29 protein-coding genes and 4 pseudogenes are annotated in these 25954 nt (G+C 68.5%); 16 read left to right on the top strand and 17 right to left on the bottom strand.

Annotated elements, in window-relative coordinates; all coding sequences use genetic code 11:
* Nucleotides 1-221: 221 nt before the first annotated feature.
* From NBZ85_RS01075 to NBZ85_RS01065, 3 genes are all read right to left on the bottom strand, one after another.
* Nucleotides 222-1787, bottom strand: coding sequence for an FtsK/SpoIIIE domain-containing protein (locus NBZ85_RS01075; protein ID WP_261561378.1), 1566 nt, complete (start codon nucleotides 1785-1787; stop codon nucleotides 222-224).
* Nucleotides 1788-1920: 133 nt separating this feature from the next.
* Complete coding sequence (locus NBZ85_RS01070; RefSeq protein WP_261561377.1) at nucleotides 1921-2220, bottom strand: hypothetical protein; 300 nt, start codon at nucleotides 2218-2220, stop codon at nucleotides 1921-1923.
* Nucleotides 2217-2621, bottom strand: a complete 405-nt coding sequence (locus NBZ85_RS01065; RefSeq protein ID WP_261561376.1) for a plasmid replication, integration and excision activator — start codon at nucleotides 2619-2621, stop codon at nucleotides 2217-2219. Before NBZ85_RS01065 ends, NBZ85_RS01070 begins: the two co-directional genes overlap by 4 nt.
* A 216-nt stretch (nucleotides 2622-2837) precedes the next feature.
* Between NBZ85_RS01065 and NBZ85_RS01060 the strand changes: the two genes are divergently transcribed.
* Nucleotides 2838-3257 carry a helix-turn-helix domain-containing protein gene (locus NBZ85_RS01060; protein WP_261561375.1) on the top strand — a complete coding sequence of 140 codons (420 nt, stop codon included), beginning with the start codon at nucleotides 2838-2840 and terminating at the stop codon, nucleotides 3255-3257.
* Nucleotides 3258-3439: 182 nt separating this feature from the next.
* Here the strand turns inward: NBZ85_RS01060 and NBZ85_RS01055 are convergent, their stop codons facing one another.
* Nucleotides 3440-4276 (bottom strand): SAM-dependent methyltransferase, encoded by an 837-nt coding sequence (locus NBZ85_RS01055; protein ID WP_261561374.1) that lies wholly within the window; start codon nucleotides 4274-4276, stop codon nucleotides 3440-3442.
* Nucleotides 4273-4584, bottom strand: a complete 312-nt coding sequence (locus NBZ85_RS01050) for a hypothetical protein (RefSeq protein ID WP_261561373.1) — start codon at nucleotides 4582-4584, stop codon at nucleotides 4273-4275. Before NBZ85_RS01050 ends, NBZ85_RS01055 begins: the two co-directional genes overlap by 4 nt.
* 330 nt (nucleotides 4585-4914) lie before the next feature.
* Here NBZ85_RS01050 and NBZ85_RS01045 point away from each other — a divergent pair, with 330 nt between their 5' ends.
* The 3 genes from NBZ85_RS01045 to NBZ85_RS01035 all read left to right on the top strand — a co-directional run bounded on the left by NBZ85_RS01045 (nucleotide 4915) and on the right by NBZ85_RS01035 (nucleotide 8551).
* Nucleotides 4915-5901: a helix-turn-helix domain-containing protein gene (locus NBZ85_RS01045; RefSeq protein WP_261561372.1), complete on the top strand. Its 987-nt coding sequence runs from the start codon at nucleotides 4915-4917 to the stop codon at nucleotides 5899-5901.
* Complete coding sequence (locus tag NBZ85_RS01040; RefSeq protein ID WP_261561371.1) at nucleotides 5888-7054, top strand: hypothetical protein; 1167 nt, start codon at nucleotides 5888-5890, stop codon at nucleotides 7052-7054. Before NBZ85_RS01045 ends, NBZ85_RS01040 begins: the two co-directional genes overlap by 14 nt.
* A 102-nt stretch (nucleotides 7055-7156) precedes the next feature.
* Nucleotides 7157-8551, top strand: coding sequence for a hypothetical protein (locus NBZ85_RS01035; protein ID WP_261561370.1), 1395 nt, complete (start codon nucleotides 7157-7159; stop codon nucleotides 8549-8551).
* 280 nt (nucleotides 8552-8831) lie between these two features.
* Here NBZ85_RS01035 and NBZ85_RS01030 read toward each other — a convergent pair.
* Nucleotides 8832-9102, bottom strand: a pseudogene (locus NBZ85_RS01030) (FtsK/SpoIIIE domain-containing protein); the annotation flags it as partial.
* A gap of 62 nt (nucleotides 9103-9164) precedes the next feature.
* On the opposite strand from NBZ85_RS01030, the pseudogene NBZ85_RS01025 reads away from it, so the two are divergent.
* Nucleotides 9165-9602 (top strand): annotated as a pseudogene (locus NBZ85_RS01025) (anti-sigma factor); the annotation flags it as partial.
* A 417-nt stretch (nucleotides 9603-10019) separates the two neighbouring features.
* Nucleotides 10020-10376, top strand: coding sequence for a type II toxin-antitoxin system PemK/MazF family toxin (locus NBZ85_RS01020; protein ID WP_261559451.1), 357 nt, complete (start codon nucleotides 10020-10022; stop codon nucleotides 10374-10376).
* Between the two features lie 120 nt (nucleotides 10377-10496).
* Here NBZ85_RS01020 and NBZ85_RS01015 read toward each other — a convergent pair whose 3' ends face one another.
* Nucleotides 10497-10646 carry a hypothetical protein gene (locus NBZ85_RS01015; protein WP_261561369.1) on the bottom strand — a complete coding sequence of 50 codons (150 nt, stop codon included), beginning with the start codon at nucleotides 10644-10646 and terminating at the stop codon, nucleotides 10497-10499.
* A 6-nt stretch (nucleotides 10647-10652) separates the two neighbouring features.
* A complete protein-coding gene (locus NBZ85_RS01010; protein WP_261561368.1) occupies nucleotides 10653-11675 on the bottom strand; it encodes an MFS transporter in 1023 nt (340 codons plus the stop codon).
* A gap of 115 nt (nucleotides 11676-11790) precedes the next feature.
* Between NBZ85_RS01010 and NBZ85_RS01005 the strand changes: the two genes are divergently transcribed.
* Nucleotides 11791-12420 carry a TetR/AcrR family transcriptional regulator gene (locus NBZ85_RS01005; protein WP_261561367.1) on the top strand — a complete coding sequence of 210 codons (630 nt, stop codon included), beginning with the start codon at nucleotides 11791-11793 and terminating at the stop codon, nucleotides 12418-12420.
* A 146-nt stretch (nucleotides 12421-12566) separates the two neighbouring features.
* On the opposite strand, the gene NBZ85_RS01000 is transcribed toward NBZ85_RS01005, so the two are convergent.
* The gene (locus NBZ85_RS01000; protein WP_261559447.1) at nucleotides 12567-13055 is read right to left on the bottom strand and encodes a universal stress protein; all 489 of its coding nucleotides are present in this window, start codon (nucleotides 13053-13055) and stop codon (nucleotides 12567-12569) included.
* 1 nt (nucleotide 13056) lies between these two features.
* Nucleotides 13057-14514, bottom strand: coding sequence for an MFS transporter (locus tag NBZ85_RS00995; protein ID WP_261559446.1), 1458 nt, complete (start codon nucleotides 14512-14514; stop codon nucleotides 13057-13059).
* A 660-nt stretch (nucleotides 14515-15174) separates the two neighbouring features.
* On the opposite strand from NBZ85_RS00995, the pseudogene NBZ85_RS00990 reads away from it, so the two are divergent.
* Nucleotides 15175-15339, top strand: a pseudogene (locus tag NBZ85_RS00990) (transposase); the annotation flags it as partial.
* 151 nt (nucleotides 15340-15490) lie between these two features.
* Here NBZ85_RS00990 and NBZ85_RS00985 read toward each other — a convergent pair.
* On the bottom strand, nucleotides 15491-16105 hold the full coding sequence (locus tag NBZ85_RS00985) for a class I SAM-dependent methyltransferase (protein WP_261556484.1): 615 nt from the start codon (nucleotides 16103-16105) through the stop codon (nucleotides 15491-15493).
* Nucleotides 16105-16743, bottom strand: a complete 639-nt coding sequence (locus NBZ85_RS00980; protein ID WP_261556483.1) for a TetR/AcrR family transcriptional regulator — start codon at nucleotides 16741-16743, stop codon at nucleotides 16105-16107. The genes NBZ85_RS00985 and NBZ85_RS00980 overlap by 1 nt, the downstream gene beginning before the upstream one ends.
* Before the next feature lie 97 nt (nucleotides 16744-16840).
* Between NBZ85_RS00980 and NBZ85_RS00975 the strand changes: the two genes are divergently transcribed.
* Nucleotides 16841-17206 carry a DsrE family protein gene (locus tag NBZ85_RS00975; protein WP_261561366.1) on the top strand — a complete coding sequence of 122 codons (366 nt, stop codon included), beginning with the start codon at nucleotides 16841-16843 and terminating at the stop codon, nucleotides 17204-17206.
* A gap of 114 nt (nucleotides 17207-17320) precedes the next feature.
* The gene (locus NBZ85_RS00970) at nucleotides 17321-17701 is read left to right on the top strand and encodes a nuclear transport factor 2 family protein (protein WP_261556481.1); all 381 of its coding nucleotides are present in this window, start codon (nucleotides 17321-17323) and stop codon (nucleotides 17699-17701) included.
* 125 nt (nucleotides 17702-17826) lie between these two features.
* Here the strand turns inward: NBZ85_RS00970 and NBZ85_RS32485 are convergent.
* The 3 genes and pseudogenes from NBZ85_RS32485 to NBZ85_RS00955 form a co-directional block, all read right to left on the bottom strand.
* Nucleotides 17827-18103 (bottom strand): annotated as a pseudogene (locus tag NBZ85_RS32485) (integrase core domain-containing protein); the annotation flags it as partial.
* 336 nt (nucleotides 18104-18439) lie between these two features.
* On the bottom strand, nucleotides 18440-18730 hold the full coding sequence (locus NBZ85_RS00960) for a hypothetical protein (RefSeq protein ID WP_261556479.1): 291 nt from the start codon (nucleotides 18728-18730) through the stop codon (nucleotides 18440-18442).
* Between the two features lie 340 nt (nucleotides 18731-19070).
* Nucleotides 19071-19985 (bottom strand): hypothetical protein, encoded by a 915-nt coding sequence (locus NBZ85_RS00955; RefSeq protein ID WP_261556478.1) that lies wholly within the window; start codon nucleotides 19983-19985, stop codon nucleotides 19071-19073.
* A gap of 160 nt (nucleotides 19986-20145) precedes the next feature.
* Between NBZ85_RS00955 and NBZ85_RS00950 the strand changes: the two genes are divergently transcribed.
* From NBZ85_RS00950 to NBZ85_RS00940, 3 genes are all read left to right on the top strand, one after another.
* Complete coding sequence (locus NBZ85_RS00950) at nucleotides 20146-20298, top strand: hypothetical protein (RefSeq protein WP_261556477.1); 153 nt, start codon at nucleotides 20146-20148, stop codon at nucleotides 20296-20298.
* A 160-nt stretch (nucleotides 20299-20458) separates the two neighbouring features.
* Nucleotides 20459-20953, top strand: coding sequence for a hypothetical protein (locus tag NBZ85_RS33655; protein WP_438803057.1), 495 nt, complete (start codon nucleotides 20459-20461; stop codon nucleotides 20951-20953).
* 57 nt (nucleotides 20954-21010) lie between these two features.
* Entirely contained in the window at nucleotides 21011-21187 is a 177-nt protein-coding gene (locus NBZ85_RS00940) for a hypothetical protein (RefSeq protein WP_261561379.1), read from the top strand.
* 157 nt (nucleotides 21188-21344) lie between these two features.
* Here the strand turns inward: NBZ85_RS00940 and prpB are convergent, their stop codons facing one another.
* Nucleotides 21345-22259, bottom strand: coding sequence for a methylisocitrate lyase (prpB, locus tag NBZ85_RS00935; RefSeq protein WP_261561365.1), 915 nt, complete (start codon nucleotides 22257-22259; stop codon nucleotides 21345-21347).
* Nucleotides 22259-23767, bottom strand: coding sequence for an MmgE/PrpD family protein (locus tag NBZ85_RS00930; protein ID WP_261561364.1), 1509 nt, complete (start codon nucleotides 23765-23767; stop codon nucleotides 22259-22261). The genes prpB and NBZ85_RS00930 overlap by 1 nt, the downstream gene beginning before the upstream one ends.
* Nucleotides 23768-23947: 180 nt before the next feature.
* Here NBZ85_RS00930 and NBZ85_RS00925 point away from each other — a divergent pair, with 180 nt between their 5' ends.
* From NBZ85_RS00925 to NBZ85_RS00915, 3 genes are all read left to right on the top strand, one after another.
* Nucleotides 23948-25246 (top strand): acetyl-CoA hydrolase/transferase family protein, encoded by a 1299-nt coding sequence (locus tag NBZ85_RS00925; protein ID WP_261556474.1) that lies wholly within the window; start codon nucleotides 23948-23950, stop codon nucleotides 25244-25246.
* 58 nt (nucleotides 25247-25304) lie between these two features.
* Nucleotides 25305-25625, top strand: coding sequence for a hypothetical protein (locus NBZ85_RS00920; RefSeq protein ID WP_261556473.1), 321 nt, complete (start codon nucleotides 25305-25307; stop codon nucleotides 25623-25625).
* Nucleotides 25626-25704: 79 nt separating this feature from the next.
* Nucleotides 25705-25872 carry a hypothetical protein gene (locus NBZ85_RS00915; RefSeq protein ID WP_261556472.1) on the top strand — a complete coding sequence of 56 codons (168 nt, stop codon included), beginning with the start codon at nucleotides 25705-25707 and terminating at the stop codon, nucleotides 25870-25872.
* The last annotated feature ends 82 nt before the right edge of the window (nucleotides 25873-25954 follow it).

Genomic DNA, 25954 nt, shown 5'->3' with positions numbered 1-25954 from the left:
GGGTGGGGGTGGAGGTGGGAGGAGTCATCGACAGGGGGATTCCTCCGAGGAGTCGGGGGTGATGGTGAAGCGGGTGCAGCCGCAGCGCAGACCGGCAACGTCGGCCCGGCAGCCCCGCCGGCCGTGCGCGATCCGCGGATGCCCGCAGGTCAGGCAGACCGGCAGGGAGGGCAGCGGTTGGCGGGGGTCCGGATCCGCCGGGGGCGATGGGTCCGGTCGGCTCACGCGGCCTGGTCGAGGCCGTCGAACGCGTCGGAGTCGCCGTCGAGGTAGTTGCTCACGTCCGGAGTCCAGCCGCCGGCCGCGGATGCGGGCCGGTAGTGGGCGACGACTCGGCCGATCTCGACGTCATCCACGTAGCCCGCGCGGACGCGGATCGGGTCGGGGTTGCCGTCGTGCAGCACGTAGCCGACCCCGGGCAGCGCGCGGGGGATTTCCTCGGCGCGGGCACCGCGTTCCCGGGCGCCGTTACCGAGCACAAGGTCGGCTTGGTCGGTTTCGGTCATCCGTAGCGCGACGCGGACGGGGAACAGGTCCCGGAACGGCAGGACCTCCTTGCGCGGGTCCTGCACCGCGGCCACGACCACCACCCCGGGTGCGCGGCCCTGGGACAGCAGCAGCGGCAGCGCCGCCCCGATCCGCTTCTTGAGTTCCCGATCGGTCACATAGGCGGTCAGTGAGGCGATTTCGTCGACCACGACGACGATCAGCGGCTCTTCCCGGGTCGGCAGGTGCAGGCGGGTAGTGCCCGCCAGCGCGGCCGTACGGTCCTGCATCCGGTGAACGGCGTCGTCGAGGAGATCGGCGATGGTGTCCGTGGTGGTGGCGAAGCGGGTGAACAGCGGACGGCCGAAGGCCAGTTCCATCCCGCCCTTCGGATCACACACCCACAGCTCCACCAGCCCCGCGGCGACCGCCGGTGCCAGGCCGCGCAGTAGCCCCCACAGCACCGAGCCCTTGCCCGCCCCGGTCGCCCCCGCGATCAGGACATGCGAACCACGCACAGGCAGCGTCCAGGGGGATCCGTCCTCGCAGCGGCCCACCGGCACCGCCGACAGGCCCGCCACCAACTCACCCACACGCGACGACCGGTCGGAACGTGGACCGTCACCGGCAGCGCCGGCCGGGTCAGGGCCGGCACCGTCGGAGTCATCGAGACCGGCCGGGGGAACCGGGCGGGTCAGCGAGTCATGCCGGTGGAACACGACCCGCACGAACCGGAACGCCTCCGCATGCACCTGGCAGCGGCGCGCCCGGAAGACGTGCCGCAGCGCTTCGGCCTGCTCCGCCCACGCCGCCGGGGTCTGACCGGGCAGCAGTTCCACCCGCAGCACGTCCACCGCCCGCGACGAGCGGATGGAGCGGATCCGGGGGAAATACTCGTCGAAGGTCACCTGGTCGCCGGTCGACGCGGGCATGCGGATGGCAAGGTCGGTGTGGACCATCGCCGGCTTCCACCGCCGCTGGTAGACGAACGTCAGCCGGGCGCGGCCCCACACCCACCAGGCCACCGGCCAGAACGACCGGCCATGCACCCGCCACCACAACACCCCGAGCACCACCAAGCCGCCGAGCAGGATGCCCAGGGCAGGCAGGCCGAAGCGGTGCACGAACAGCAGCACCCCGACCACAGAGCCGACCGCGACCCGGTGGCGCCAGCACGCGCGTACCGCCAGCACCAGCCCCTTGCCGGCCACGGCCAGGAGAAGCATCCACAGCGGCACCTGCACCTTCTCGGTACGGGTCGGTACCCGCGGGAAACGCTGGTCACCGTTGATTCTGGACATGGCAATACCACCCGCTTTTCGAGCGCACGAAATCAGGAGAGGGAAAAGAAGTGGTGAAAAGAAGGGGGTCCAGGCGGCCCGGAATCCGGAAACCGGAGGGTCCGGGCCGCCCAGGCGAACCGGCCGGTGCGGGCTACGCTGCCCGGGGTTCCGCCGGATCGGCGGCATCCTCGGAGGTGAATCGAATGCGTTCGCACTCCACCAGGTAGTCGTTCACCGCCGCGATCAACGCATAGGCGAAATCAACATGGTCCGAGGTGACCGCATTTGACAGCGCCGACACCGTCACCGATGCCAACCCGAGCCGGACCGTCAGAATCGGCGACCGGTCGGCGTAGGTGTGGCAGGCCACCGACCAGTCCGCACCCACGTGCAGGCCAAGGTGGGTTGCCGATCGAACCCCATCGATCGCCGGACCTCGCCGGCCCGTCATGCCGCCACCGCCGGGCGCCGGCCCGTGTTGGCCGGCCGCATGGCCGAGGCCCGCAGCGAGTACTCCTGGCGGGGACGAGCGCCGTTGGAGTCGACGTAGGGGACGACCAGCAGACCATCGAAGACCACCGGCCGGAACGGTGTCCCCGGCAGCATGTCCGGCAGATCGGGGGGAGTCTCGCCGGTCATCTTCACCTTCACCTCGGACTTGCGTGCCGCCGGGTCCGCGTCCAGGACGCGCACCGACCAGACCCGCTCGCCGTTGCCCTTGTCACGGGCCTGCACGTCCGCCAGGCCCGCCTTCACCTTCTCGAAGTCGTTCGCCGCCTCCACCGCGAGCACGTACGCCCCCTGCGGAAAGACGTCCTCGAATCGCACCGGAATACGTTGCGGAACCGCCACCGTGTTTTCCTCCACTCGCCGTGTTCCGTCGAGCCGGCCGGTGGTTCCGGCCGCCGGATACACAGTGCTCCGCTCGGCAAGCGCGCATCAACCGCCAACTTAGCGTTGGATGCAGCTTTGAGATGCTGCCCATGCGGTACGCATAGGGTCATGTCATGGTGATATGACGCGCAGGCGGTGCCGCTTCCCGTTTCGACCGGCCGCTAATATGCGCGCATGGCTGACCGGAAAACCCTGCGGGTGTATCGCACTCGTGGTCCGGCGGACGGTGAGGACTGGGCCGCGGTCGCCGTGGCGCTCAACGAGCGGATGGCCCGGCGCCGCATCGGTCAGCAGGACCTCGCGCGGGAGTCCGGGGTGTCGGTCTCGACGCTGCGCGAGCTTCAGCATGGCGCCGGCCGGCGGGTGCAGAACAAGACCCTCACCGCGATCGCCCGCGCCTTGGACTGGCCGGACAACCACCTCATCGACGTCCTGCTGGCCGGCACGCCCACCGGCAGCGAGCCGACCGGGGACCCTGGCCGGGAGATCCTCGCTGCACTCGCCCGTGTCGAGGACCGTCTTGGCGAGATCGCCCGCCGGCTTGCCGCGGTCGAGGAAACGATCAGCAGGTCCGGCGAGCCGGATCGGACCTGAACACGCCGATGGGCCGAACCCGTCATCAGGGTTCGGCCCATCGTGGCCGATGCGTGCGGTCAGCCCAGGACCGCAGCGGCCGGGGTGGAGCGATCACGGAGACCGGCCACGTTCATGGGGTGCGCTGTTTCGGATACTGATTCGTTCGGTATGGGAGAACCCGTCGCGTGCGGACGGGTGGATCAGGGCTTCCGTCCGACGCCGCCGTAGACCCAGACCTTGTCAATGCCTGTTGGCGGTTCGTCCGGCTTCCACAGCGGCAGCCGCACCACGCCCGGACCGAGGACCTCCGTGCCCGCGAAGAACCGGCACACGTCCCCCAGGCCCCGCAGCACCAGCGGCGCGGCCGTCGCGGTGTAGGTGTCGACGATCTGGCCGACGTTGCGGGGCGCGAGGTCGCCGGTGGCGTGCGAGACGACGAGGTAGCTGCCGGAGGGCAGGGCGTCGACCAGCGAGCGCACCAGGGCGTGCGCCCCGTCGTCGTCGGTCAGGAAGTGCAGCACCGCGACGAGGAACAGCGCGATGGGCCGGTGGAAGTCGAGTGCGTCGCGCAGTTCCGCGGCGCGGAGGATGAGCGCCGGGTCGCGCAGGTCGGCATCCAGGTAGGCCGTGCGACCTTCCGGCGAGCTGGTCAGCAGCGCGCGGGCGTGCGTCAGGACCACCGGATCGTTGTCGGTGTAGACGATCCGGGACGTCGGGTCGACGGCCTGTACCACCTCGTGCAGGTTCGGACTCGTGGGAATGCCAGTTCCGACGTCGAGGTATTGGCGGATCCCGCACTCGGCCGCGAGTAACCGCGCCGCCCGGGTCATGAAGTCACGGTTCGCCCGCGCGACGAGCGGAACGTCCGGCGACGCCGCCACCACCTGCTCCGCCGCCGCCCGGTCGGCCGGCAGATGATCCTTGCCGCCGAGGTAGTAGTCATACATCCGCGCCGGGTGCGCCACCGACAGGTCAAACGACGCGCCCGGTATCGGGTCCGTCGTGTCCTGCTCGACGGCCTGCTGATCGGCGGTCATCCGGTCAGCTCCGCCCCGGCAGGCATGGCCGGAAGTACCAGAGCGCCCGGGAAGTGTCGATCCCGTATGTAGGCCCAGGCCGCCGCCCGCGTCGCGAAGAACCCGATCACGCCCAGCAGGGCGCCGCGCGGCCCCCGCACGACAACCGCCCACAGCACCCGATGCACACCGCCCCCGCCAGGAGCCAGCGGCGGCCCACCGGACCCCGAGCCGCCGTCGCCGGCCACGCGGGCGCCCAGCAGCTCCCGCCGCGACGGCCCCCGCACAATCGACCCGCGTCCCGCGCCCGCGTCTGTCCGTCCCACCATGTTCCTCCCACCTGGGCCACACCGGGTTCGTTGTTCGCCGCCCCGCCCCGCGGAGGTCGGGACTCGACGCGGGGCGGGGGGCACATGAACAAGCCTCACGAACCGCCTGGCAGGCGCGGAAGGTCACGATGGCAAGGCACAGGACGCATGGGCGGTGAGCGGGCGAACCACCCGGCGAGCGCTTGGCCGGCGTTATCCGGGCGCGTGAGCGGCAGAAGAGCGGCGAACTGTCCATACCACCGTGGTATGACGGCGCTAGTCTCTGCGTAGCAGCCTGACCACACCACCGCTGACCGGGACAAGGTCGGCCCGGAGACGAGGAGACCGGCGATGGTCCAGCCCGCTCCTCCCTACACCGTCTCTCCCGAGCTGCTTGCCCGCGGCGAGTTCCGTGCCGCCTGCGAGGCCCGCGACTTCCAGGTGATCTTCCGGTTGATGCGGAAGTACGACGGCGCGAGCCAGGACCGGGTGTCCTCGCCGGTCCCGGGGCTCACGCAGAGCCGGGTCAGCCGGGTGATGAGCGGGGAAAGCCGCATCGCGTCGCTGACCCTGGTGGAGCGCATCGCCGACGCGCTGCGCATCCCGGGCGCCTACTTCCTGCTCGCGCCCCGCCCCTGGGAGACCAGCAGCCCGCCACCCGTTCCCGCCGGGTCGGGATCATCGACCAGCGCATCGCCCATCACACGGGTGGGAAGCCTGCCCAGCCAGGCGGCACCAGGAGAGGGAGGCGCTGCCGCCACCTCCGGCGCGTACGGCGCGAGGGAGACGCGGTTGGCCGTCACCATCGACATCGCCGCGGATGGCGCGGCCCATCTGACCTACGAACACGAACTGGTGAACGTCGGCTCGCTTCCGATCACCCGGCTTGCCCGTGAGCTGTGGTTCAAGCACACCGACGACATCCTCGACATCCAGGCCCAGCCGTCGCCGAACCACAATGTGATCATTCAGCGGGTGCATGACATTCCCGGTCTGTCGAAGTTCGCCTGTCAGATCTTCCCTGCGCTTCAGCCCGGCGAGTCGGCCACGATCGGCTACACCTGCGAGAAGGGCCGGTTCGTCGACGAGCTCTACTGGCGGCAGTCCATCGCCCGCCCTACTGATGCCTTTGTCCTGACTGTCCGCCAGGCCGGCGTGCGCCGCCTGCTCGGCTGTAACGCGGTAGAGGAACGCGCCGACGGCCTGGAACTCTCCGCGCTCGACGGACTGTCCTGGCGCAATGACGCTGATCGCGTCGTGATCGACCTGACCCGCAAGCATCTGACCGCCGGCCAGGCCGTGACACTGCGATGGGACGCCGACCATGACCTTGCGTGACGATATCGAGACCACGCTGCGGGCCTGGGACGCCTACGAGCGCGCCCGCGGCTGCCCGCCGGTCGTGGACTTCGACTGCGCGCCACCTGACACCGCTCCGGCTCCGGTCGCGCACCGCCTCGACGCCCACGAGAGACTGACCGACCTGCACCACCGCGCCGTCGCCGAAGGAGAGCAGCGGTTCGCCGACCGGATCGGCGCCCACCTCGCCTACCTGCAAGCCCTCCTCGGTGAACGCCAGCCCCTCGACGCCTACGTCCGCGCGACCCAGGGTTGCGGCGTGGCCGGATGGCCCGACAGTCACGTCACCGCCTGCCGAAACCGCGCCATTGCCGCCATCGAAAGCCTCGGCGTGTCCTGGGGACCGGACACCGCCCGCGACCTCGACCGGCTCGAAGGACGGGTGTCCGAGGACAAGGTCGCCGACCTGATGCGTGCCGCCGCCGCCGACCTGGAACCCGCTGTGCGCCGCATCACCGGCGCCACCACCGATTACGACCTGACCATCGAGAGCGTCGACATCGACGCCTACTGGTCCTACTGGCTCGACGGCGCCGGCACCAAGGTCCGCCTTCGTCTAAACCGCCGCCACGCCCACTTCACCGAGGTCCGCCTACGCCAGTTCGCCCTTCACGAAATCCTCGGCCACGCCCTGCAGACCGCGAACTGGGCCACCGTCGCGGCGACTCATGACGTCGACTGGATCCGGGTGACGGCGGTACACGCTCAACAACAGGTCCTGTTGGAAGGTCTGGCCCAGGCCCTACCCTTGTTCGCCACGCCTGACGACGAGGCCGTGGCCGCCCGCGTTCGTCTGGACCACTACCTTCAGCTCGTCCGCGCGGAACTCCACCAGGCCATCAACGTCGGTAGGTCCATCGCCGACTGCGTGGCCCATGCCCACGCTCGCGTCCCGTTCTGGACCGACGACACGATCGCCGACGCCCTAACCGACCGCGGAGCCGACCCCCTGTTGCGCTCCTACCTGTGGTCCTACGCCGCCGGCATCGACTGGTTCGTCACCCTCGCCGACACCGCCACCCCCGACACCATCACCACCGTCCTGCGCACCGCCTACCACCAGCCCCTCACCCCCGCCGACCTCGCCGAACTTTGGCCGGGTGGCCCGGTCCTGGGCGGCTCAGGCCCATGAACCGAATGACCGGGCGACGAAGCCGAAGGCCGTGCGTTGCCGAATCCCTCATTTTAGGATCAAGAGGGTCAGCGGGACAGCCGCGCCGCGCGGCGGCTGCGCGTGGCGCTGGCGCGCCATGCTCGCCGGCGTCGTCGCGCCTCGACAGCGAAGAATAGAAAGGGCGAAACTACAAGCGAAGGACTCTCCGAGGATTATCGTAGAATAAAAGCTGGACAGGCGGGGGCTCAAATGATCGACGCGAAAGCTTTCATGGAATTTGCATCAACCTTAATGGGAGGGTCGACAGAGTTTGTCGAATCCAAAAAAGAATGGCATACGAGGGGGCAGGATTACGAACTAAGAACATCCGATGACCATCTCCAGCTAATGCTGGAGTTCGCCGACGTCGCCACCGCCGGTCCGGGAGCGTCAGTTTCTTGGCACCAAAGTCTAGAAATACTTGTGCGCGAAGAAAGTGCCGGCATCCGTCCGCCTGCCATACGTCGTGGAAAATCTATAGAACTGCACGACAGCGCAAGCGGGTACTCTTACCGGCTCGGCGAACCTACGGATAAATTCCTGTCCTGGAGGATCTGCGAACTAGCGCAAGACGGCGCCCTCAATCAAGAAGAGTTGATGACATTGGGCGTAAGAACATATATGGGAGAAATTAAAGGATCGATATTTGATGGCCTGAGGGTCTACTTCAGATACATCTCCCTGCAAGTCGCAAGCAAAAATCCAGCTTCGGTTAAGAAAATGTCCGAACTTGGAGATGCGGCACTGTTTCAGCTCGCCTACAATATGAACATAGCCTGCGCTCCGATGGCAGAGTTCGACGATTTCCCAGCTCGGCGCACTCGGACAACAAGGCGTCGGAGGGTGGCGCTCGAAGACGTTGAACCCCCGCGCCTCGCCTATAGTCGCGATCTTGTCCATCACTACCTGCTAGCCGTTTCATCGAGGGAGCCGATGGTCAGCTTTTTAAGCTACTACCACATCGCGGAGCATTTCTTTGAGCAAATCTATAACGAAGAAGTTAGAAGTCAGATTCGAAAGAAAATACAGGCACCATCCTTCTCCGCAAATCGCGAACTTGATATTGCACAGCTCGTAAAGCTCGTATCGAAGCTAACTCGAGAGCAGCGCGATGACGCTACGCCGGTAAACGAACAAAAAGCACTAGAGCTTGTAGTTTCGAGGTATGTTGACATCGCGGAACTGACTGAATCAATATCGTCGCTAGATGGCTCTGCAATCGCCTACTATAAGTCGAACAAGATTGACTTTTCGGAAGGTGATGTCATTCCATTTGGCGAAGCAGAAAATACAAAAATCGTTACTTCTCTTGCGCGGCGGGTGTATAAAACTAGAAATGCAATTGTGCACTCAAAAAATAACGATCTGCCAAGATATCGCCCTTTCGATCATGCCAATAGATTGCGCCGAGAGTTGCCTCTGCTGAGGTCATTGTCAGAAGCGATTATCATTTCAAGCTCCGATCCAATTACCTGACGTACTTTCGGCTGCTCGTCGGCCTCGCCGGACACGGACCGTTACCCCTACTCGGAAGGCGCCGTACTGCCTTTGTACTGCAACCGAGGTGGACACCAGTGGACGAGGGTGGACGTCGTCGGGTACCCAAGCTGCGTCGATGAACGGCGGCGGACGGCCATGGACAGCGCTCTGATGACTACGGATCAGAAGGTTGGGGGTTCGATTCCCTCCGAGCGCACGCACGGTTGAGACAGGCCAGAGCCCCGCACCCCCATCCAAGGCGCGGGGCTCTGCCGCTTCCTGACGACCGGCCGTGCGCCCGCCACTCGACCGTGACCAGCGCCAGGCCGCTGAGCAGCAGGCCGAGGCCGAGTAGGCCGAACCGGTGCACGAACAGCAGCACACCGACGGCCGCGGCGACCGCGACCCGATGCCGCCAGCAGCCCCGCACGGCCAGCCACAGCCCCTTACCGGCTACTGCCGCCAACAGCATCCACCTCGGCACGCGCACCTTCTCGGGCCCGTGTCGGCACCCGTGGGAAACACTGGTCACCGTTGATTCTGGGCATGCCGATACCAAATGCCGGCGACGAGTCCCGGAGCCGGAACGACCCAGCACTGGGGGTAGAACGTGGATCCGACGCCGTCAGCCGATGGCATGGGCAACTCCGGCGATGTCCGCGGTGGCGGCCCACGCGACGTGGTGCAGCTCACCATCCCTGCCGCCGGCGCTTACCTGGTCGTCCTGCGCACCGCGACCGCGTCTTTGGCCGCGCGGGCGGACTTCACCCTTGACGACATCGAGGACCTGCGGATCGCCGTGGACGAGGCCTCCGCCCTGCTGCTGGTCTCCGCGGTCCCGGGATCGGCCCTGGAGTGCGTCTTCACGTTGTCGCCAGGCCTCATACGGGTGACCGTCTCGGTCGACAGCCTCGACGGCGAGTCGCCGTCGAAGGACACGTTCGCCTGGACCGTGCTGAGCGCGCTGGCCGGCGAGGTCGGCAGCTCCACCGGGCCGGGCCAGCGAGTCACGATCGAGCTGGCGAAACGGCGCGGCGACCGTGGCGAGTAACTGATCCCCGCGCCTGCCGTCCAGCTTCCCGGCCGCCGTCGCGGCCTCGCTCGCGCGGGCCCGGCGACCTGACGGCGTCGAGCTGCGAATGCAGCAGCGGCGTCCAATTATTGTGGCGGCATGGGATTGCTGGGGGATCTGGTCAAGATTGTGTCCGACCTGGTGACGGGCGGCCGCCGCCAGGGTGAGGCACCCTTGCGGGAGGCGGGACGGGAAGGTCGGCGGCGGTCGGCACCAACACCGAAGGCCCCTTCGCCCTCTTCGTCCTCCTCTTCGCCCTCGGGGGCAGCCGCGCGCCCTCGCCCGGCCCGGGAGCGGGCGCGGTCGTCCGGCGCGAATGCGGAGGTCTCGCCGGGCGAGTCCGGGCCGGACGCCACCAGGGAGGTCGATCCGGGTCGCATCGGGCCGGTGCGGATGAGCTACGCGCCGCAGTCGGACGGGGCCCCGGATCCCGGCGAGATCGTCTGGACGTGGGTGCCGTTCGAGGAGAACGACGGGCGGGGCAAGGATCGGCCGGTGCTCGTGGTGGCCGTCGAATCCGCGGGCACCTACCTGGCCGTGCAGCTCACCAGTAAGGACCATGACGGCGAGGGCGACTTTGTGCCCGTCGGCGCGGGCGGGTGGGACAGCGAGCACCGACCGTCCTGGGTCAACCTGGATCGGGTGATCCGGGTGCACGAGGGCGGGATGCGCCGAGAGTCGACGGCCCTGCCGCGCGAGCCGTTCGAGCAGGTCACGGACCGGCTGCATCAGCGCTACGGCTGGCGTTAGGTGCTGGTCGGGTTCGGCGAGGTCCGCCAGCAGCTCCGCGGCCCGAGCGGTCCGAGCGGTCCGAGCGGTCAGGGTGGTTCGGTGATGAATCCACGCATCGAGCTTTCTCCCAGTTTCGAGTCAGGCGACTGCTTCGGACGGCTCCGGCGCGGTTGCCGGTTCGGGCGTCGGCTCCTGCTCCGGCTCCCGGGCCTGAGACTTCGCGGCGGGCTCCGGCCGGCGGATGGGAATGGCCAGCATCAGCGCCGCGAGCCCAAGCAGCAGGCCCATCCCGATTCACATCACGACCGCGGCGGCGGAGGCGTAGCCGTCGGCGCTGGTGTGGTTGCCCAGCACCGCGAAGAAGACGGCACCCATCACGGCCAGGCCGAGCGCGCCGGAGAACTGCTGCGTGGTCGTGAGCAGGCTGGATGCCGACCCGGCTTCGGCCGGCTTGACGTCGGACATCGTCACGCCGACGAACAACGGCAGCATGAGCCCGTTGCCCAGGCCGATCACGCACAGCGGCAGCTGCATCCAGGCTGCGGTGATGTCGCCGTGCAGGACGACCATCTCCAGGCCGAGGCCGAACATGCCCAGGCTGCTCAGCAGCGCGCCGACGGTCAGCGCCCGCTGGCCGAGCCGCGCGGTGATCTTCTCGCTCAGCAGCGCGGCCACCATCGCCAGCAGCGCGAACGGCGCGAACGTGAGGCCACCGGCGAGCGGGCTGAGGCCGAGACCGGACTGCAGCAGCAGTGACAGCGCGAACGTCATGCTGACGAAGAAGGACATGAACGCCACGTACATGAGCAGGCCGATGCCGAGCGAACGCCGCTGGAACAGCGCCAGGTTCACCAGCGGCGCGGCCTGCCGACGCTCCCACCCGAGTGCCAGCGCCAGCGTCGGAACGGCGGCGATCAGGCAGGCCCAGGCCCAGACCGGCCAGCCCTTCTGCCGGCCGATCGACAGCGGAACCATCGCGGCGGCCGTCGCGCCCTGCAGCAGCCGGGCCACCACGAGCTGTGTCGGTGACTGGGCGAGACCGCACAGCAGCGACGTCACGGCGAAGCCCGCCATGCCTGTCATGAACAGCCGGCGGTGGCCGAAGATGTCGCCGAGCCGCCCGCTGGTGATCAGGAACGATGCGTAGGTGAACAGGTAGCCGCCGATGACCAGCTCCAGCGCGGCGGATCCCGCGCCCAGTTCCCGGTGCAGCGATGGTAGGGCGACGTTGACGGCGTTCGCGTCGAATCCCGGCATGAAGGTCGCGGAGAGCAGGGTCGCGAGCATCGGCCAGCGCCGGGGGTCGTTTTCGTCCATCGCCGGGCTCCGAAGGGCCGGCTGGGTATCCGGATGAGGTTCCGGTCGAGGCTAACCGGAAGGCATTCCGGATGCAAGGACTATCCGGAAGCCGTTCCGGTAAGTTGGGATCACTATGGCTGAGCAGGTAGGGCCGCCCAGGCCGCGGCCCGGAACCGAACTGCCGCTGCTGGGGGACCTCGTCGTGGAGCGCGCCGATGCCGCGCGCAACCGGGCGGCGATCCTCGAGGCGGCCCGCTGCCTGGTCGCGACCGAGGGCGTGTTCTCGGTGGAGGACGTGGCGAGGGCGGCCGGCGTCGGTGTGGGCACCATCTACCGGCGCTTCGGCGACCGCGCCGGCCTCGTGTACGCGGTGGTCGGCCTGTTCGAGCTGGAGCTGCAGAAACGGTTCGTCTACGGCCCGCCGCCGCTCGGCCCCGGCGCGCCGCCCGCCGAGCGGCTGCGCGCCTTCCTCCACGCCCGGGTGGACGCGGTCGAGACCCAGCGGGCGTTGCTCGTCAGCGCCGAGACGAGCTCGCCGACGGTCAGGTACGAGACCGGTGCCTACACGTTCCACCGCGTCCATCTGGTTTACCTGATCGGCCAGATCAAGCCGCGCGCCAACGCCGCCTACGTCGCGGACGCCCTGCTCGCGGCGGTCGCCGCCACGCTGATCACCTACCAGCGGACCTACCGCGGCTACAGCGTCGCCGGCATCAAGGCCGGCATCGACGACCTGCTGGACCTGGTCCTCTGCGGCCGGTAGCCGGGCCCGGCACCTCGCGGGCCTGGCGCGGCTACTCGGCCCGACGGGTCGCGAGCTTCTGGTTGAGACAGGCCAGAGCCCCGCACCCCCATCCAGGGTGCGGGGCTCTGCCGCTCTCTGCGACTGCCTGCGCTGACCGGCTCGGATCAGTCGCGCTGGTGGACGACCAGGACGGCGCCGGCGGCATGGGCGACGACGGAGGTGGCCACGCTGCCGAGCAGGTGGCCGGCCAGCCGGGAGTGCCGATGGGCGCCGAGAACGATGAGCTCCGCCTGGTGCTCGGCGGCGGTGGCGATGATGCCCTTCCAGGTCGGTGCGGCCTGAACGGTGGTGCTCTGGGCGCGGAATCCGGCTTCGTTCGCGAGGTCGGCACCGTGCGCGGCGATGCCGGCCGCGGCCTTCTCGACCTCGGCGGCATTGTTCGCGTCGAAATGCTGCGAGCCGACCGGGGTGAATCCGACATCGGCCGGCTGCCAGGCGCACACGACGAGCGCCTCGCGTCCGGGCGGAAGCTGCGTTGCGGCGTACTGGATGGCGTGACCGGCGACGTCACTGCCGTCATAGGCGAACAGCACCGGGCCGGTGCGGCCGGCTCGGTCACCGGGCTGAACGGCGTCCGTGTGGGGTGAGGTCATGTCAGTCGACGCTTTCCGGGACGGGGAGGGCGATGTCCAGATCATCGATGTGGGGGGTTCGGCGGACTCTGGCCAGCAGCGGGGGAGAGTACCAGGCCGGACGCAGGGCACCCAGGAACGTGTCGACGTCGGGGGTCTGCGCGCGGGCACCGCTCAGGGCGTAGATCGCGACGCCGATGGCACCGCCGGCGAGGGCCAGGCCAAGGCCGATCCACAGGGCGATGTTCGTTCCCTCGTTGAGGTCGCCGGTCACCGTGGCCGCGAAATGGGCGAAGATCGGCGCGATCATGAAGGCCGCGACGGCACGGAGCAGTTCGACCAGGGCGAACACGCGCTGAAGGTTGGCGGACGGCAGGGAGAAACCGGCCACGAACAACGCCGGGGCGACCGTGGCGCCGAGGGCGAGCCCGGTCAGTCCCGAGCCGACCAGCGCCAGCGGCTGGCTCGCCGGCATCGCGAACCAGAAGACCAGAATTCCGGCGGCGAGCAGGACCATGCCCACGAGCGGCATGTAGTGCACGGAACGCCGGGTGACGACGAAGCCGAACGCGACCGCGGCGATCACCGCGCCGCCGAGTTCGGGCAGGTAGAGCAGCCCGACGCGCACCGGGCCGTAGGTCTCCGCGAGCACCGAGGCGGTCAGCCCCGTCGCGGACACCGACGCCGCCGCGGCGAACAGCGCGATCACCACGCCCGCGACCGGAATCGAGCTGGTGAGCATCTCCCGGACCATCAGCAGCGGCTGCGAGGCCCGGTACTGGTAGACGACGAGGACGACGATCAGTGCCAGCCCGCCGAGCAGCGGTGCGATCACCTCGACGTCCAGGATGCTGTGGCTGGTCAGTTCGGACGCGCCCAGGAAGGCCGCCAGGCTGCCGACCGCGGACAGCGCGATCGCCGGCAGGTCGCGCGGGGCATCGGGGTTCGCCGGTGGTGAGTCCTCGAAGGTGAGCACGACCAGCAGCAGCGCCAGCACCGAGACCCCGGTGACGATCCAGAACAGCGGTCGCCAGGCATCGGCGTCAGCCTGCAGACCACCGATGAACGGGCCGAGCGCGACCGCGCCGAAGATACCCATATTCATGATCATGACGGTGGTGCGCAGCTTCTCGCGCGGGTAGCCGATCGCCAGCGCAGGGGCCGCGGCGATCAGCAGCATGCTGGTGGCCAGGCCCTGCATCAGGTGGCCGACGATGAACATGGCCGCGTCCTGCGCCGCCGCCGTCAGCACTGATCCGACGACGAGCACGACCGCGTAGACGAGCAGCATCCGCCGTTGCGGCAGGTGCAGACCCAGCTGGACGGCGAGCACCGTCCCCAGCGCGTAGGCCGCGTTGCCCAGGCCCGAGCTGATGCTCATCGTCTGCGCGCTCATGTGCAGTTGCTTGGCGACGATCGGCGCCAACGGCTCCAGCGCGGCCGACAGAGCCAGGTAGGGAATAAGCGCGAATATCACCATGGCTGCGGAAGCAGCGTATCTGCCAGCAAGAGGACCTTGACGCATCAATACCTTCTGATTTAGACGTACGGAATCCGTGGGAGGGATCGGGGTGTGAAGATGCGGAGTTTCCCCCAATACCCTTACTCGTCCCCTGCCGGACGAACAGAGGGGCGGGCGGACTGTGAGAATCGTTACCATCGGCTAAAGACCGGCTTTGCCAGGAATACCAGACGCGTCTCCGGCATTGGCCTCCCGCCGCCGGCCCGGGCCTCGGCTTCGGTCCTTGCTCTGGTCGGTCCGGGCTTCGGTCCATGGCCCGGCTCTGGTCTCGGCTCGGAATCGGGCTGCGACCTCGGCCTTCGCTCGGCCTTCGCTCGGCCGTGTCGTCGCTTGGCGGGACGGGGGCCGTTCGGCTGGGCGGTTGGCGGGCGGGGTGGATGCCGTGTGCGTCCGCCAGCGCGGTGGTGGCGGACCGAGCGGTCCCCGCCAGCCGGGCCGTTGTAGCCCGGAGTGCACTCCAGGTACGTGGCGCACGGATAGTGGTGATCTAGTGACTCAATGAGACGGCGGTCCGTGATGTAGAGCGACCACCGCGTGATCCTCGTTCGAGAACGGCCAAGGACTCGGTGAGGAGGAAACGCGATGGCCGCGCGTCCGACTGCGATCAACCCTGACGGGCCGGATCGAACGAACCGCCGTAACGGTTACCGGATGCGGGAGTGGGATACCTGAGCCGGAACCATTGATCTCGCAATTCCGAAGTCGCGGGCCGGCTCCTACTTCCCGGAATGGTCGCTGGCGCTGCGGGGCTCCAAAAATCGGATTTTGGCCTGTGAGCTGGCCTTTTACTTTGCTGTACCCAGGCTCCCCACGCCTGGTAGGAGCGCCGGGTATTGCTGGGCTTAATGCCGAGGCTGACGTTCTGCAATTTTGGGGTCTCGACCATTGTTCTTGCGCCCGTAGGCGGCGTCTCCCTACCTGCGCGCTTGGGGCATCAGGTCGGTTTCGACGCGATGCCCTCGTAGGCGAAGCCGAGCTGGGCTGTCCCGCGCATCGGATGGGTGCTGGCCGACTCCAGGGCCAGTCCGGACTTCTCGACCAGGTCGTCGATCTGGCGGTTGAGGCGGCAGCCTCCGGCGATCCTGCTCCAGGTGGGGGTGAGCCGGTCCTGCCAGCGGGCGACGGTGGGCCGGGGCGAGCGGCCGTGCTCGGTGAAGTGCAGTGTGCCGCCGGGGCGCAGTACGCGATGGATCTCGCGCAGTGCCCGTTCGGTGTCAGGGATGGTGCACAGTGTCCAGGTGGTGAGGACGTGGTCGACCGACGCGTCCGGAAGGTGCAGCGCCTGACCGTCGTCGCCGATGAACTCGACCGTGACGGGTGCGGCGGCGATGCGGGGTGCGGCGAGCGTGCGTCCGACGGCGGCGGGATCGACCGCGAGCAGGCGGGTGACTCCCGTTGGAAGGTGCGCGAGGTTGCGTCCCGACCCGAAGCCGATCTCCAGGACCTCGCCGGACAGCCCGGCCGCGACGCGCGCCCTGGCCTCCTCTACCGGCCGGCCGAGGACGAGATCGACGATGCGGGGCAGCACCTGGTCGTCATAGAAACTCATCACGACTCCTCATCGGGGGCCTGGGCGAGGCCCAGGCGACGGCGCACCACCCGGCGGCCCAGGTCCAGTACCGAGGGATCGTCGTACATCACGAAGTTCGTGTCGGCTGCCAGGAGCGTGCCGTTGAGCTCCAGGGCGAGCGCTGCCGGGTCCTCATCAAACGGCAGTTGCCGGAGTCCGATCGCTGTTCGCGCGAAGTCGCGGATGAGCTGGACGAAGCCGGAGTGGAACTCGGCGACCTTCTCCTGCACCGGTCCGCGGTGCGTCCCCATCTCCAGCGCGGCGCCGGCGAAGAAGCACCCGCCGGGGAAGACCCGCCGCTCGAGATGATCGAAGTAGGCATCGCAGAACGCGAGGAGCTGGGGCACACCGGGGTCGGCCTTCAGCGCGGGCTCGATGACCTCCGACCGGAAGACTGCGCCAGCCGCCTCGACGGTGGCGAGCTGCAGGTCCTGCTTGGAATCGAAGTGGGCGTAGACGCCGCCCTTGCTCATGCCCAGGTCCTTGGCGAGATTGCCGATGCTCAGGCCCTCGAGGCCGTCGACGGTCGACAGCCTCACCGCCGCGTCGAGGATCGCGGCGCGGGTGCGCTCCCCGTCGGCTCGTCGCTGGCGCGTGTGCGCTGCCCTCTCCGCCATGACCCCGCATCCTAGTTGACGCACAAGACGATCGTTCGTACTCTGACACAGTAAACACGAACGTTCGTTCTCAAACTTGCTGAAGGAGGGTTCGCCGATGGCGAGCAAGGCGGTCATCAGCCTGACCACGGGTCTCGAGGACCTCGAGAAGGTCACCGTCGCGTTTCTCGTGGCGGTCGGTGCCGCGGAGACCGGTAAGGAGACGCTCATGTTCCTGACCCAGGAGGCGGTCCGGCTCGCACTGCCCGGTAACGCGAAGGGTGAGGGTTGTGCCGGCTGCCCACCGCTGGAGTCGCTTGTCGAGCGATACAGGATCGCCGGTGGCCGCTACTTCGTGTGTCCGATCTGCGTCGACGCACGCAAGATCGACGCCGGCATGCTGATCGACGGCGCGGAGCTGAACGGCACGATCCCGATGTGGAACTGGATTGGCGACGACGGCGCGACGACCTTCAGCTACTGACAGCTACTGACAGCTACTGAGTTGGCATCATCTCCGCCGAGCGCCTCTCGATTCCGCCGACGGTGGACCCGGGGGCGTGGTGTTCGCCGTTGCGGGAGGCTCAGAATCATGACGATGGCACAGTCTGCGGATCTCGCCGGTCTTGAACGGGCCGAGGACCTGCTGCAGTCCGTGGTAGCCGCCAACGACGCCGTGGGGCTCGGCGACGTGCTGCACGACGATCTCGTCGCCCGCGGGCACGACGGTCTGCTCCACGGCAAGGCCGAGGACGTCGCGGGCTACGCGTCGGGTGCCTTCGCCGTGATCTCGTACGCCGAGCTGCGCCGGCACTCCCTGCTCCACGGCGCGACCGGAGTCACCTTCGTCCGTGCCGCGATCACTGCCCGCATCGGCGGAGAAGATGTCTCCGTCGTCATGGACTACACCCGTACCTGGGTACACGACGACGGCCGCTGGCAGGTCATCGCGGCCCACCTCTCTCCCGCGCCGGAATGACCCAGGGCAGCATCGGCAGGGTTGGTTGGGAGTGTTCTGCGCGCGTTGGCGAGCGCACGTCTGGGGTGGGATCCTGATGGCGGTGATGTCGGCATCGGCGATGCCCGCGTGCGCAGGAACTGCCGCCACGTCGTGTTCTCGGTCGCGAGCCGCTCGATCAGCGCGGCGATCTCCGTGCTGGTCGGTGGTTGTCCTGTCCGCTGCGGGCAGGAGTCGGATGAATGCGGCGAGGACCGCCCGGTCTGCCCAGTCTCACCAGGGCCTGGGCTGGGTACGGCGCAGCACCGCGACCTCGTGCCACAGCACGAGCAACTCGACGTTTTCGGAGGTCGACGAACGGTCGAGGAGGACCAGCCAGCCGCACACCCGCACGAAGATCAGGTAGAGCAGGCGGATGGACATAGCTGACCATCATGTCGCCAGCCCCATACCGCCGCATCGCCCCAGCTCACGGGCCCAGGTCGACTTCTTGCACCCCGGGGTCGCCGTCGCGCAGATGATTGCCATGGCGGATTCCGGTCATATTCCGGTCGCCCCGCGCCTGTTCTCCCAGCTCGTGACCCAGCTCCGGCGGCTCGTGTGGCCACGGACTGCGTAAGCCGGGCTCAACACGCCGGAGCTTTGAGTACCCCCTTGGGGGAAGGGGCGGTACAGGCCCGGGAGTGGCGACGGCCTGCCCCGAGGCAGGCCGCTGACCGGGAGAGTGATTTAACCCTTCCCGGAGGCATCTCGGTACACCTAATCATTACTCCCTTCTCCTCCGTTGTCCCAGTCGTGGTCAAAAATTGCCAACTCCGAGTGGACAAGCCCGTCCGTAGCGGGACCGACGGCGGTGACAACGACCTTTAGGCGCTGCCCGTCGAAGCTCTCCGAGCCGCCGGCAATGATCCGTACCGCCCGGCTGGTGTTGGCGTGACGGAACACGCCGACCCCGCCGCTGGCCAGGACAAGCTCGCCGACTGCCCCTGCCCCAGGAAGCGCCCCCGCTGATTCGACGATGAGTGTCTGGCCTTCCAACCCGTCTGCCATGGCTCTCCCAGCTCTCGCATACCGAAAAGATGCGTCTCACCCTAGGGAAACCAGCGTGATTCTAGACTTTTTGGCAGGGGGGCGTCGTGATTGCGTGGTGGGGCAGGGCGCCGGGCACGCGAGCCTGCCCGATGGCGTAGTGGGAGCAACGACACGGCAAGGGTGGGCGCGCGCTCCTGTAGCGGGCTCGCTAGGCTCGGTGGGACCTACCAGTAGCCTCACCCCACGTTGTCTTCAAGGACAGGGACCTTTCGATGACGAACATGATCGAAGCTGATCGCGCCGTGGCTCTCGGCTGCCATTTCCACGTCGAGGGGGGTGAGGGCGGCCAGCGGCTGTCCTAGCCTCCACCACCGGTGGGGCGGCTGGTGACGATATCCCATGTATAGCGGAAAGCAGTGGGGTGTGGGTCGGTCCAGTCGATCTTCCACTGTCCCGTCGGGAGCCGTTCGGGATCCGACCCGACACCTCGATTACCCAGTACACCCACGCGGAAATGTTCCTCCGGAAAGATGAACGACACGGAGAATCTGGAAATATATCTTTCGTTCACCCCGTGCGGGGCGCGCCCATCCCAGGCTAGATAGTCGGATCCATTCTCTCGGAGTGGGTCCCATAATCCTTTCGGCCGGTACGACAAGATCCACTCAAATGTCTCGCCGAGCCCAGGATAGAAAATCAGCAGTATCTTTGTCTTTCCGGAAACCTCAACAATCGGAAGTACGTCCATATTGACCGCCCGGTCCACGCAATTCCACGTGAGATCGAGATCGTGGACTTTGTGGACTTTGTTCTGTCCCGTGGGGACGATAAGACCTAGCGTCCGATGTGATAGAAATGGACGCGGAGTTGTGGTCCGCCTCTCCGTGATCCGGTCTTCGGCGGCATCTCTTCCAATTTCGACAGTGAGATGCACCTCTTCATTGTAGAGGAATTTCTCGCGGTCGGCGATACGGGCGATAGAACGCGTATAGGTCGCCATCTGGCGTTCGTGTTCTTCGCGCTCGTGATCCATCTGGGTGCGAAGGCCGGTAATCTCCCGGCGCAGCTTACGGATACGATCGATCGTTGTTGCTTCGAGGAGGCTGCCGGTAAGAACCAGCGCGGCCATCGCCCCGATCACACGTAGCCACGTCCCGCTCGAGCCCGAGGATTCCAGACCGTAGTAGCCGCTGACAGCAGCCAAGACGAACGAGGTAAAGGCGACCGTGCGCTGGACTGGCCGACCGATCAGACGCACGCTGGCACGCAGCACTCAACCACCCCCGCACCTGAGTTCAGGGCCCACTGCCCTGAACTGGGCTTCTCGCTGACCTTCCCTCCTTCGAGAACAGAGCGGGCTGTCGCGAGGACAACGTCGAGGCGACACTCCGGCCAGATATATCCTGGCACGATGCGCCTACCGGGAGAGCGGAATGCCTGACACCGGCCAGGGACTGCACCGGGTCCTGAACATCAAGAGTGCTGAACGCTGGCATCCAGCGCCTGGCACCACAGCCAGTAACGCGCTGTTTGCGGTAGCAACCCTGCTCGCGGCAACGCTCTTCCTCATCCTCGTCGTCGCCTAACCGAACGATCTGGTCTCGGCCGTCATGGCACCGTGGCTGGCCGCTGCGGTGGAACATGTGAGACTGGGACAAATCGTGGGAGACTACGCCGCGCTCATGATCGGTTCGGGGTGGTGACTCTCGGGCTGGTGCGGCGTCGTCGCCAGGCGGGGATGTCGGCGTGGAGCAACTGGAACCGGCGGCCGTGCTCCTCGAGACCCATCAGCAGGCTCCGCGCCCGCCGGGTGACCCAGGCTGCGGTCGGATGGTTCGTGACGCTGAGGACATCGACGTGGCGGGTGGCGCGCTCGACGACGAGGAACACGTAGACCCGCTGCAGGAACACGGTGTCGACGGTGAAGAAATTGCAGGCCAGCAGGCCGGATGCCTGCGCGGACAGGAACGTCCGCCAAGAGCCGTCTGCCCGCCGCGGTGCAGGGCCGACGCCGGCGCGGTGCAGGATCCTCCAGATGGTGGCAATCCCGACCGAACAACCCAGCCCGACAAGCTCGCCATGGATCCGGCGGTCTGGCCGGTGTTGGCGTTGTTGTACATGTGGGCGGACACGATCAGCGCGTGTGCGGGAGCCGCGGCCCGCGCGGCCTCCAGCGTCTCTGCCCGCACCGACATGCTCATACTCGGCATGGGATGGACCATAGGATCCAGCCTCACATGAGCAACAGACCGACCCCCGCGCCGGCCAGGCTGTCCGCGACCGAGTGGTGCGATCACGGTGCGACTGGCGCCGGAGACCGCGCGCAAGCAGCGCAGCGGGTTGGACCTTCCCGGGCAGATCAGCGGCATCATCGTGCTGGCCGTGCTGGCCGTGCTGGCCGTGCTGGCCGTGCTGGCCGTGCTGGCCGTGCTGGCCGCCGGCGTGGCCAGCACAGTCCCCGCCCAGGGGCACTGAACCGGATCGGACCGCATTTCTTCCGCCCGGTCAGAGTCGCAGCGCGGTACGAGCCGCCGTCCCGACGGGGGACGCCGATGTCACCCCGCCGGGACGGGACAGTCCGCCGCGACGGCCGGAGTTGTCCTCCGGTGGCTCGACGGTCAACGCCACCTTGTCACCCGGCACCGGGGGTGCCTGGGATGTGGAAGGTGAACACGCCGTCGTCGAAGGTGTTGTAGGCGGCGTAGTCGAGGAGTTCGTAGAGCCGGGACCGGTGCTGCATCCGGTCGACGAGTCCGGCCTGGGTGCCGTCGGCGGCGAGGCGGCGCAGGCCGTCCTCGACGGCGCCCATGGCAAGGCGCAGCAGTGTCACCGGGTAGATGACGACGTTCACGCCGACCGATGCGAGCGTCGCGGTGGTCAGCAGCTCGCTTGTGCCGAACTCGGTCATGTTGGCGAGGATCGGCACGTCCACGGCCGCGCGGGCGGCGGCGAACTCGGCGGCGTCCGCCAGTCCCTCCGGGAAGATCATGTCGGCGCCGGCGTCGACGTAGGCTCGGGCCCGGTCGAGCGCCGCGTCGAGCCCCTCGACCCCACGGGCGTCGGTGCGGGCGCAGAGGACGAAATTGGTGTCCCGGCGGGCGGTGACGGCCGCGCGGATCCGGCGGGCCATCTCCTCGGCGGGCACGACCGTCTTGCCGTCGAGATGGCCGCAGCGCTTCGGGTTGACCTGGTCCTCGAGATGACAGCCGGCGAGGCCGGCGTCCTCCAGGATCTGGACGCTGCGGGCGACGTTCATCGGCTCACCGAAGCCGGTGTCGGCGTCGGCGAGCGTCGGCAGGTCGGTGACCCGGGCGATCTGCCCGGCCCGGCCGGCGACCTCGGTGAGCGTGGTCAGGCCGATGTCGGGCAGGGCGAGGTCCGCGGACAGCGCCGCGCCGGAGACGTACACCCCCTCGAAGCCCAGCTCGGTGATGAGCACGGCGGACAGTGGGTTGAACGCCCCCGGGAAACGCAGCAGCCGACCCGAGGCGAGCTGCTCACGCAGCACTGCCCGGCGGACGTGGGCGGGAGTACGGGCATGCAGCATCAGAACAGCCCCGCCGTCTCGCCGGTGCCCAGCGGCCACTCGGGTACCAGGGTGAGCCCGCCGAGTTCGTCCGGGGCCAGTTCGGGGAGCCGGACGGCGACGTGGAGGAAGCGGTCCTGCTCCTCGGTGGAGATCACGCCCGCGGCCAGCCGGCGGAACTTCGCGATGTACTCGGGCCGGCCGAACGGCCGGGCGCCGAGCGGGTGGGCGTCGGCGAGCGCGATCTCGTCGACGACGGTCTCGCCGTCGTCCAGCTCGACGACGACCCGGCCGCCGAACGCCTTCTCCGCCGGGTCGGTCGAATGGTAGCGGCGCGTCCACTCCTCGTCCTCGACCGTGACGATCTTCTGCCACAGCTCGACGGTGTCGGGCCGGGCTGCCCGCTGCGGGGCGTAGGATCGCTCGTGATGCCAGGCGCCGTCCTGCAGCGCCACGGCGACGATGTAGGGGATCGAGTGGTCGAGCGTCTCCCGGCTGGCCGTCGGCGAGTACTTCTGCGGGTCGCCCGCGCCGGAACCGATCACATGGTGGGTGTGGTGGCTGGTGTGGAGGGTGATCCGGCGGATCCTCGTCAGGTCGCCGAGGCGGGGGCCGAGCCGGCGGGCCAGGTCGATGAACGCCTGGCTCTGGTACTCGGCGGAATGTTCCTTGGGGTAGGTGTCGAGGATGCCCCGCCTGGCCTCGCCCGGTCCGGGCAGCGACACCACGTACCGGGCGTCCGGCCCGTCGAGCAGCCAGGCCATGAAGCCGTCCTCGCCCTCGTAGGCCGGTGACGGCGCACCCTGCCCGCGCATCGCCCGGTCGACCGCCTCGATCGCGACCTTCCCGGCGAACGCCGGGGCGTACGCCTTCCAGCTCGAGATCTGCCCCTTGCGGGACTGCCGGGTCGTCGTCGTCGTGTGCAGCGCCTGCTGCACCGCCTGGTAGACAACCTCGGTGGGCAGGCCGATCAGCGTGCCGAGGCCGGCGGCGGCCGACGGGCCGAGGTGCGCGATGTGGTCGATCCTGTGCTGGTGCAGGCAGATGCCGCGGACCAGGGCTACCTGGATCTCGTAACCGGTGACGATCCCACGGATCAGCTCCCGGCCGCCGAGGCCGAGGTGCTGCGCGGCGGCGACGATCGGCGGGATGTTGTCGCCGGGATGGGAGTACTCGGCGGCGAGGAACGTGTCGTGGAAGTCCAGCTCCCGCACGGCCACGCCATTCGCCCACGCTGCCCACTCCGGTGACACCCGGACCTGCCCTGCCAGGCCGAACACCGTCGAGCCGGCGCGGCCTGGCGGGGCCGGATGGCGCACCGCCTGGTCACGGGCCGCGGTGACCGGCGCGCGGCGCAGCGACGCCACCGCGACCCCGGCGTTGTCGATCACCCGGTTGACCGTCATCTCCGCGACCTCGGGCAGCACCTCGACCGGGTCGCTCGCCACCGCGGCGATCTTCCAGGCGAGCTGGTCCGGCCGCTCCAACCGCTCCGAACTGCGATGCACCCGCACCCTGTGGTCGATCATCTGTCGGCATCCTCCCCAAGCCGACTCTGGCACGCAGCCCGGGGGCGGTCGAGACGGCGAACGTGCCAACGCCGGCGAATCTGACGGGACGATCCCGCTGGCAGCGGCGGGGGTCTCGGCTACGGGCGGCTGAAGCTGGGTGCCTGCCTCGTCGCGAACGCGTTTCGAGACGATGGGGTTATGCGAGTCGTCAGCACATCGGTGCTCGGAGGGTTGGTAGCGGGGCATCTCGCGGGTCGCGGTGATGGGGCCGGGGGGCGGCGGCCGGTGGTGGTGGCGTCGGGGAACTTCGCGAGCCCGGCGGTGGCCCTGCGGGTCGTCGACGAGGCGGTGGAGTCCTATCGGCTGTTCGTGCTCAACCCGCAGCCGGGTCTGCCGGTGCGGCCGGGGGTGGCGCACGTGACGCCGTTCGTCGGCCCCGGGATGCGGGGGCTGGCGACGCTGGAGTACGTGCCCTGCCGGTTGAGCCTGGTTCCTCGCCTGCTCGCCGGCCCGTACCGTCCCGACGTCGTCGTGGTGCACACCAGCCCGCCGGTGAACGGGCGGGTGTCACTCGGCACCGAGGTCAACATCCTGCCGGCGGCGGTGGAGGCGGCGCGGGCCGGTGGCGGGCTGGTTGTCGCCCAGCTCAATCCGGCGATGCCCTACACGTTCGGGGACGGGGAGCTGCCCCTGGACCTCGTCGACCTGGCCGTGGAGGCGCACCAGCCGCTGCCGCACCCGGCGGTCCGGCCCGTCGACGAGGTGGGACGGGCGATCGGGGAGCGGGTCGCCGCGTTGGTCAGCGACGGGGCGACCCTGCAACTTGGGATCGGTGGGGTGCCGAACGCGACGCTCGCCGCGTTGAGCGGCCGCCGCGGGCTGCGGGTGTGGACCGAGACGTTCTCCGACGGTGTGCTGGCCCTCGACCGGACCGGTGCTCTCGACACCGGCGCCGATCTGGTCACGAGCTTCCTGTTCGGCTCGGCGGAGCTGTACGGCTGGGTGGACCGCAACCCGCGGGTGCGGCTGCTGCGCACGGAGACCGTCAACGATCCGGGCACGATCGCCCGCCAGCCGGCGATGACGTCGATCAACACCGCGTTGCAGGTGGATCTGCACGCGCAGGTGAACGCCGCACACATCCGGGGCCGGGCGTGGTCGGGCTTCGGTGGGCAGCCCGATTTCGTCGCCGGCGCCCTGCATGCACCAGGCGGGCACGCCGTGATCGCGCTGCCGAGTTGGCACGCGAAGTCGGGCACGTCGACGGTTGTGGCGGCGCTGGGCGAGCCGACGACGAGCTTCCAGCACAGTTACATCGTCAGCGAGCATGGCACCGCGTCGCTGTGGGGGGAGAGCGTGCAGGAGCAGGCCCGGAAGATCATCGCCCACGTCGCCGACCCTCGCGCCCGCGACGGGCTCACCCGGCACGTCGAGGCATGGTCCGCGGTGCCGCCTGGAGAACGGGGAAACGGGCCGTCCGAGCGGGCCGAGGACTGAGCCGCAAGGGGGCCGATCGGCCCGTTTGCCCGGGCGGCAACAGCGGAATGTTCACCCCATGAATCTCCCCGCCATGCATCGGTCCGAGTCGGCCGCGGTGTCCAGGCCGGAGGCCGCCAACCGCGCGGTTGGCGCGGACCCGCGGCCGCCACACCGGGCGATCGAGCCCGGCAGCCGGTCCTGCTGCTGCCCCTCCGAGCCGGTCGCGCAGGTGGTGCTCGCCCCGGTCGGGCCGCGCGCCCACGAGATCGACCTCCTGCTGTGCGCTCACCACCTGCGGCGCAGCGTCCCGACGCTGAAATCACCGGGGGTCGCGATCTACGACCGGCACGGCAGACTCATCGAAGCCCCGGCCAGGGTGTTCGGCCGGGACCGCTGACCGCGAGCACACGGTGACCCCCGCCAAGGCTAGGAGAGGGTCAGGAGAGGGTCAGGAGAGGCGGTGACCCATGAAGTGGATGACACCACAGGGTTATCTGATCGAGGAAGCAGTCGTGCGGACCGTTCCCGACCGCCCGGCCAGGGTCCTTCGGGTGACCCGGGACGGGCGCGACGTCGACCACTACGCGTCCTGGGCTGACCTGATCGTCGCTTTCGATGTCCACCGGATGGTCGAGGTCGAGTGACGGGCTGGCCGCCACCTGCGATGGCGTCGTCGTTTCCCGACGAGGCACCGGGCGGGTGGCGGTTCGGCCCTCTCTCGTATTC

This window comes from Frankia tisae (assembly GCF_025403405.1).
Classification (GTDB): domain Bacteria; phylum Actinomycetota; class Actinomycetes; order Frankiales; family Frankiaceae; genus Frankia; species Frankia tisai.
Note: the sequence above shows the minus strand (reverse complement) of the source record. Positions and strands in the feature narration are given on the sequence as shown.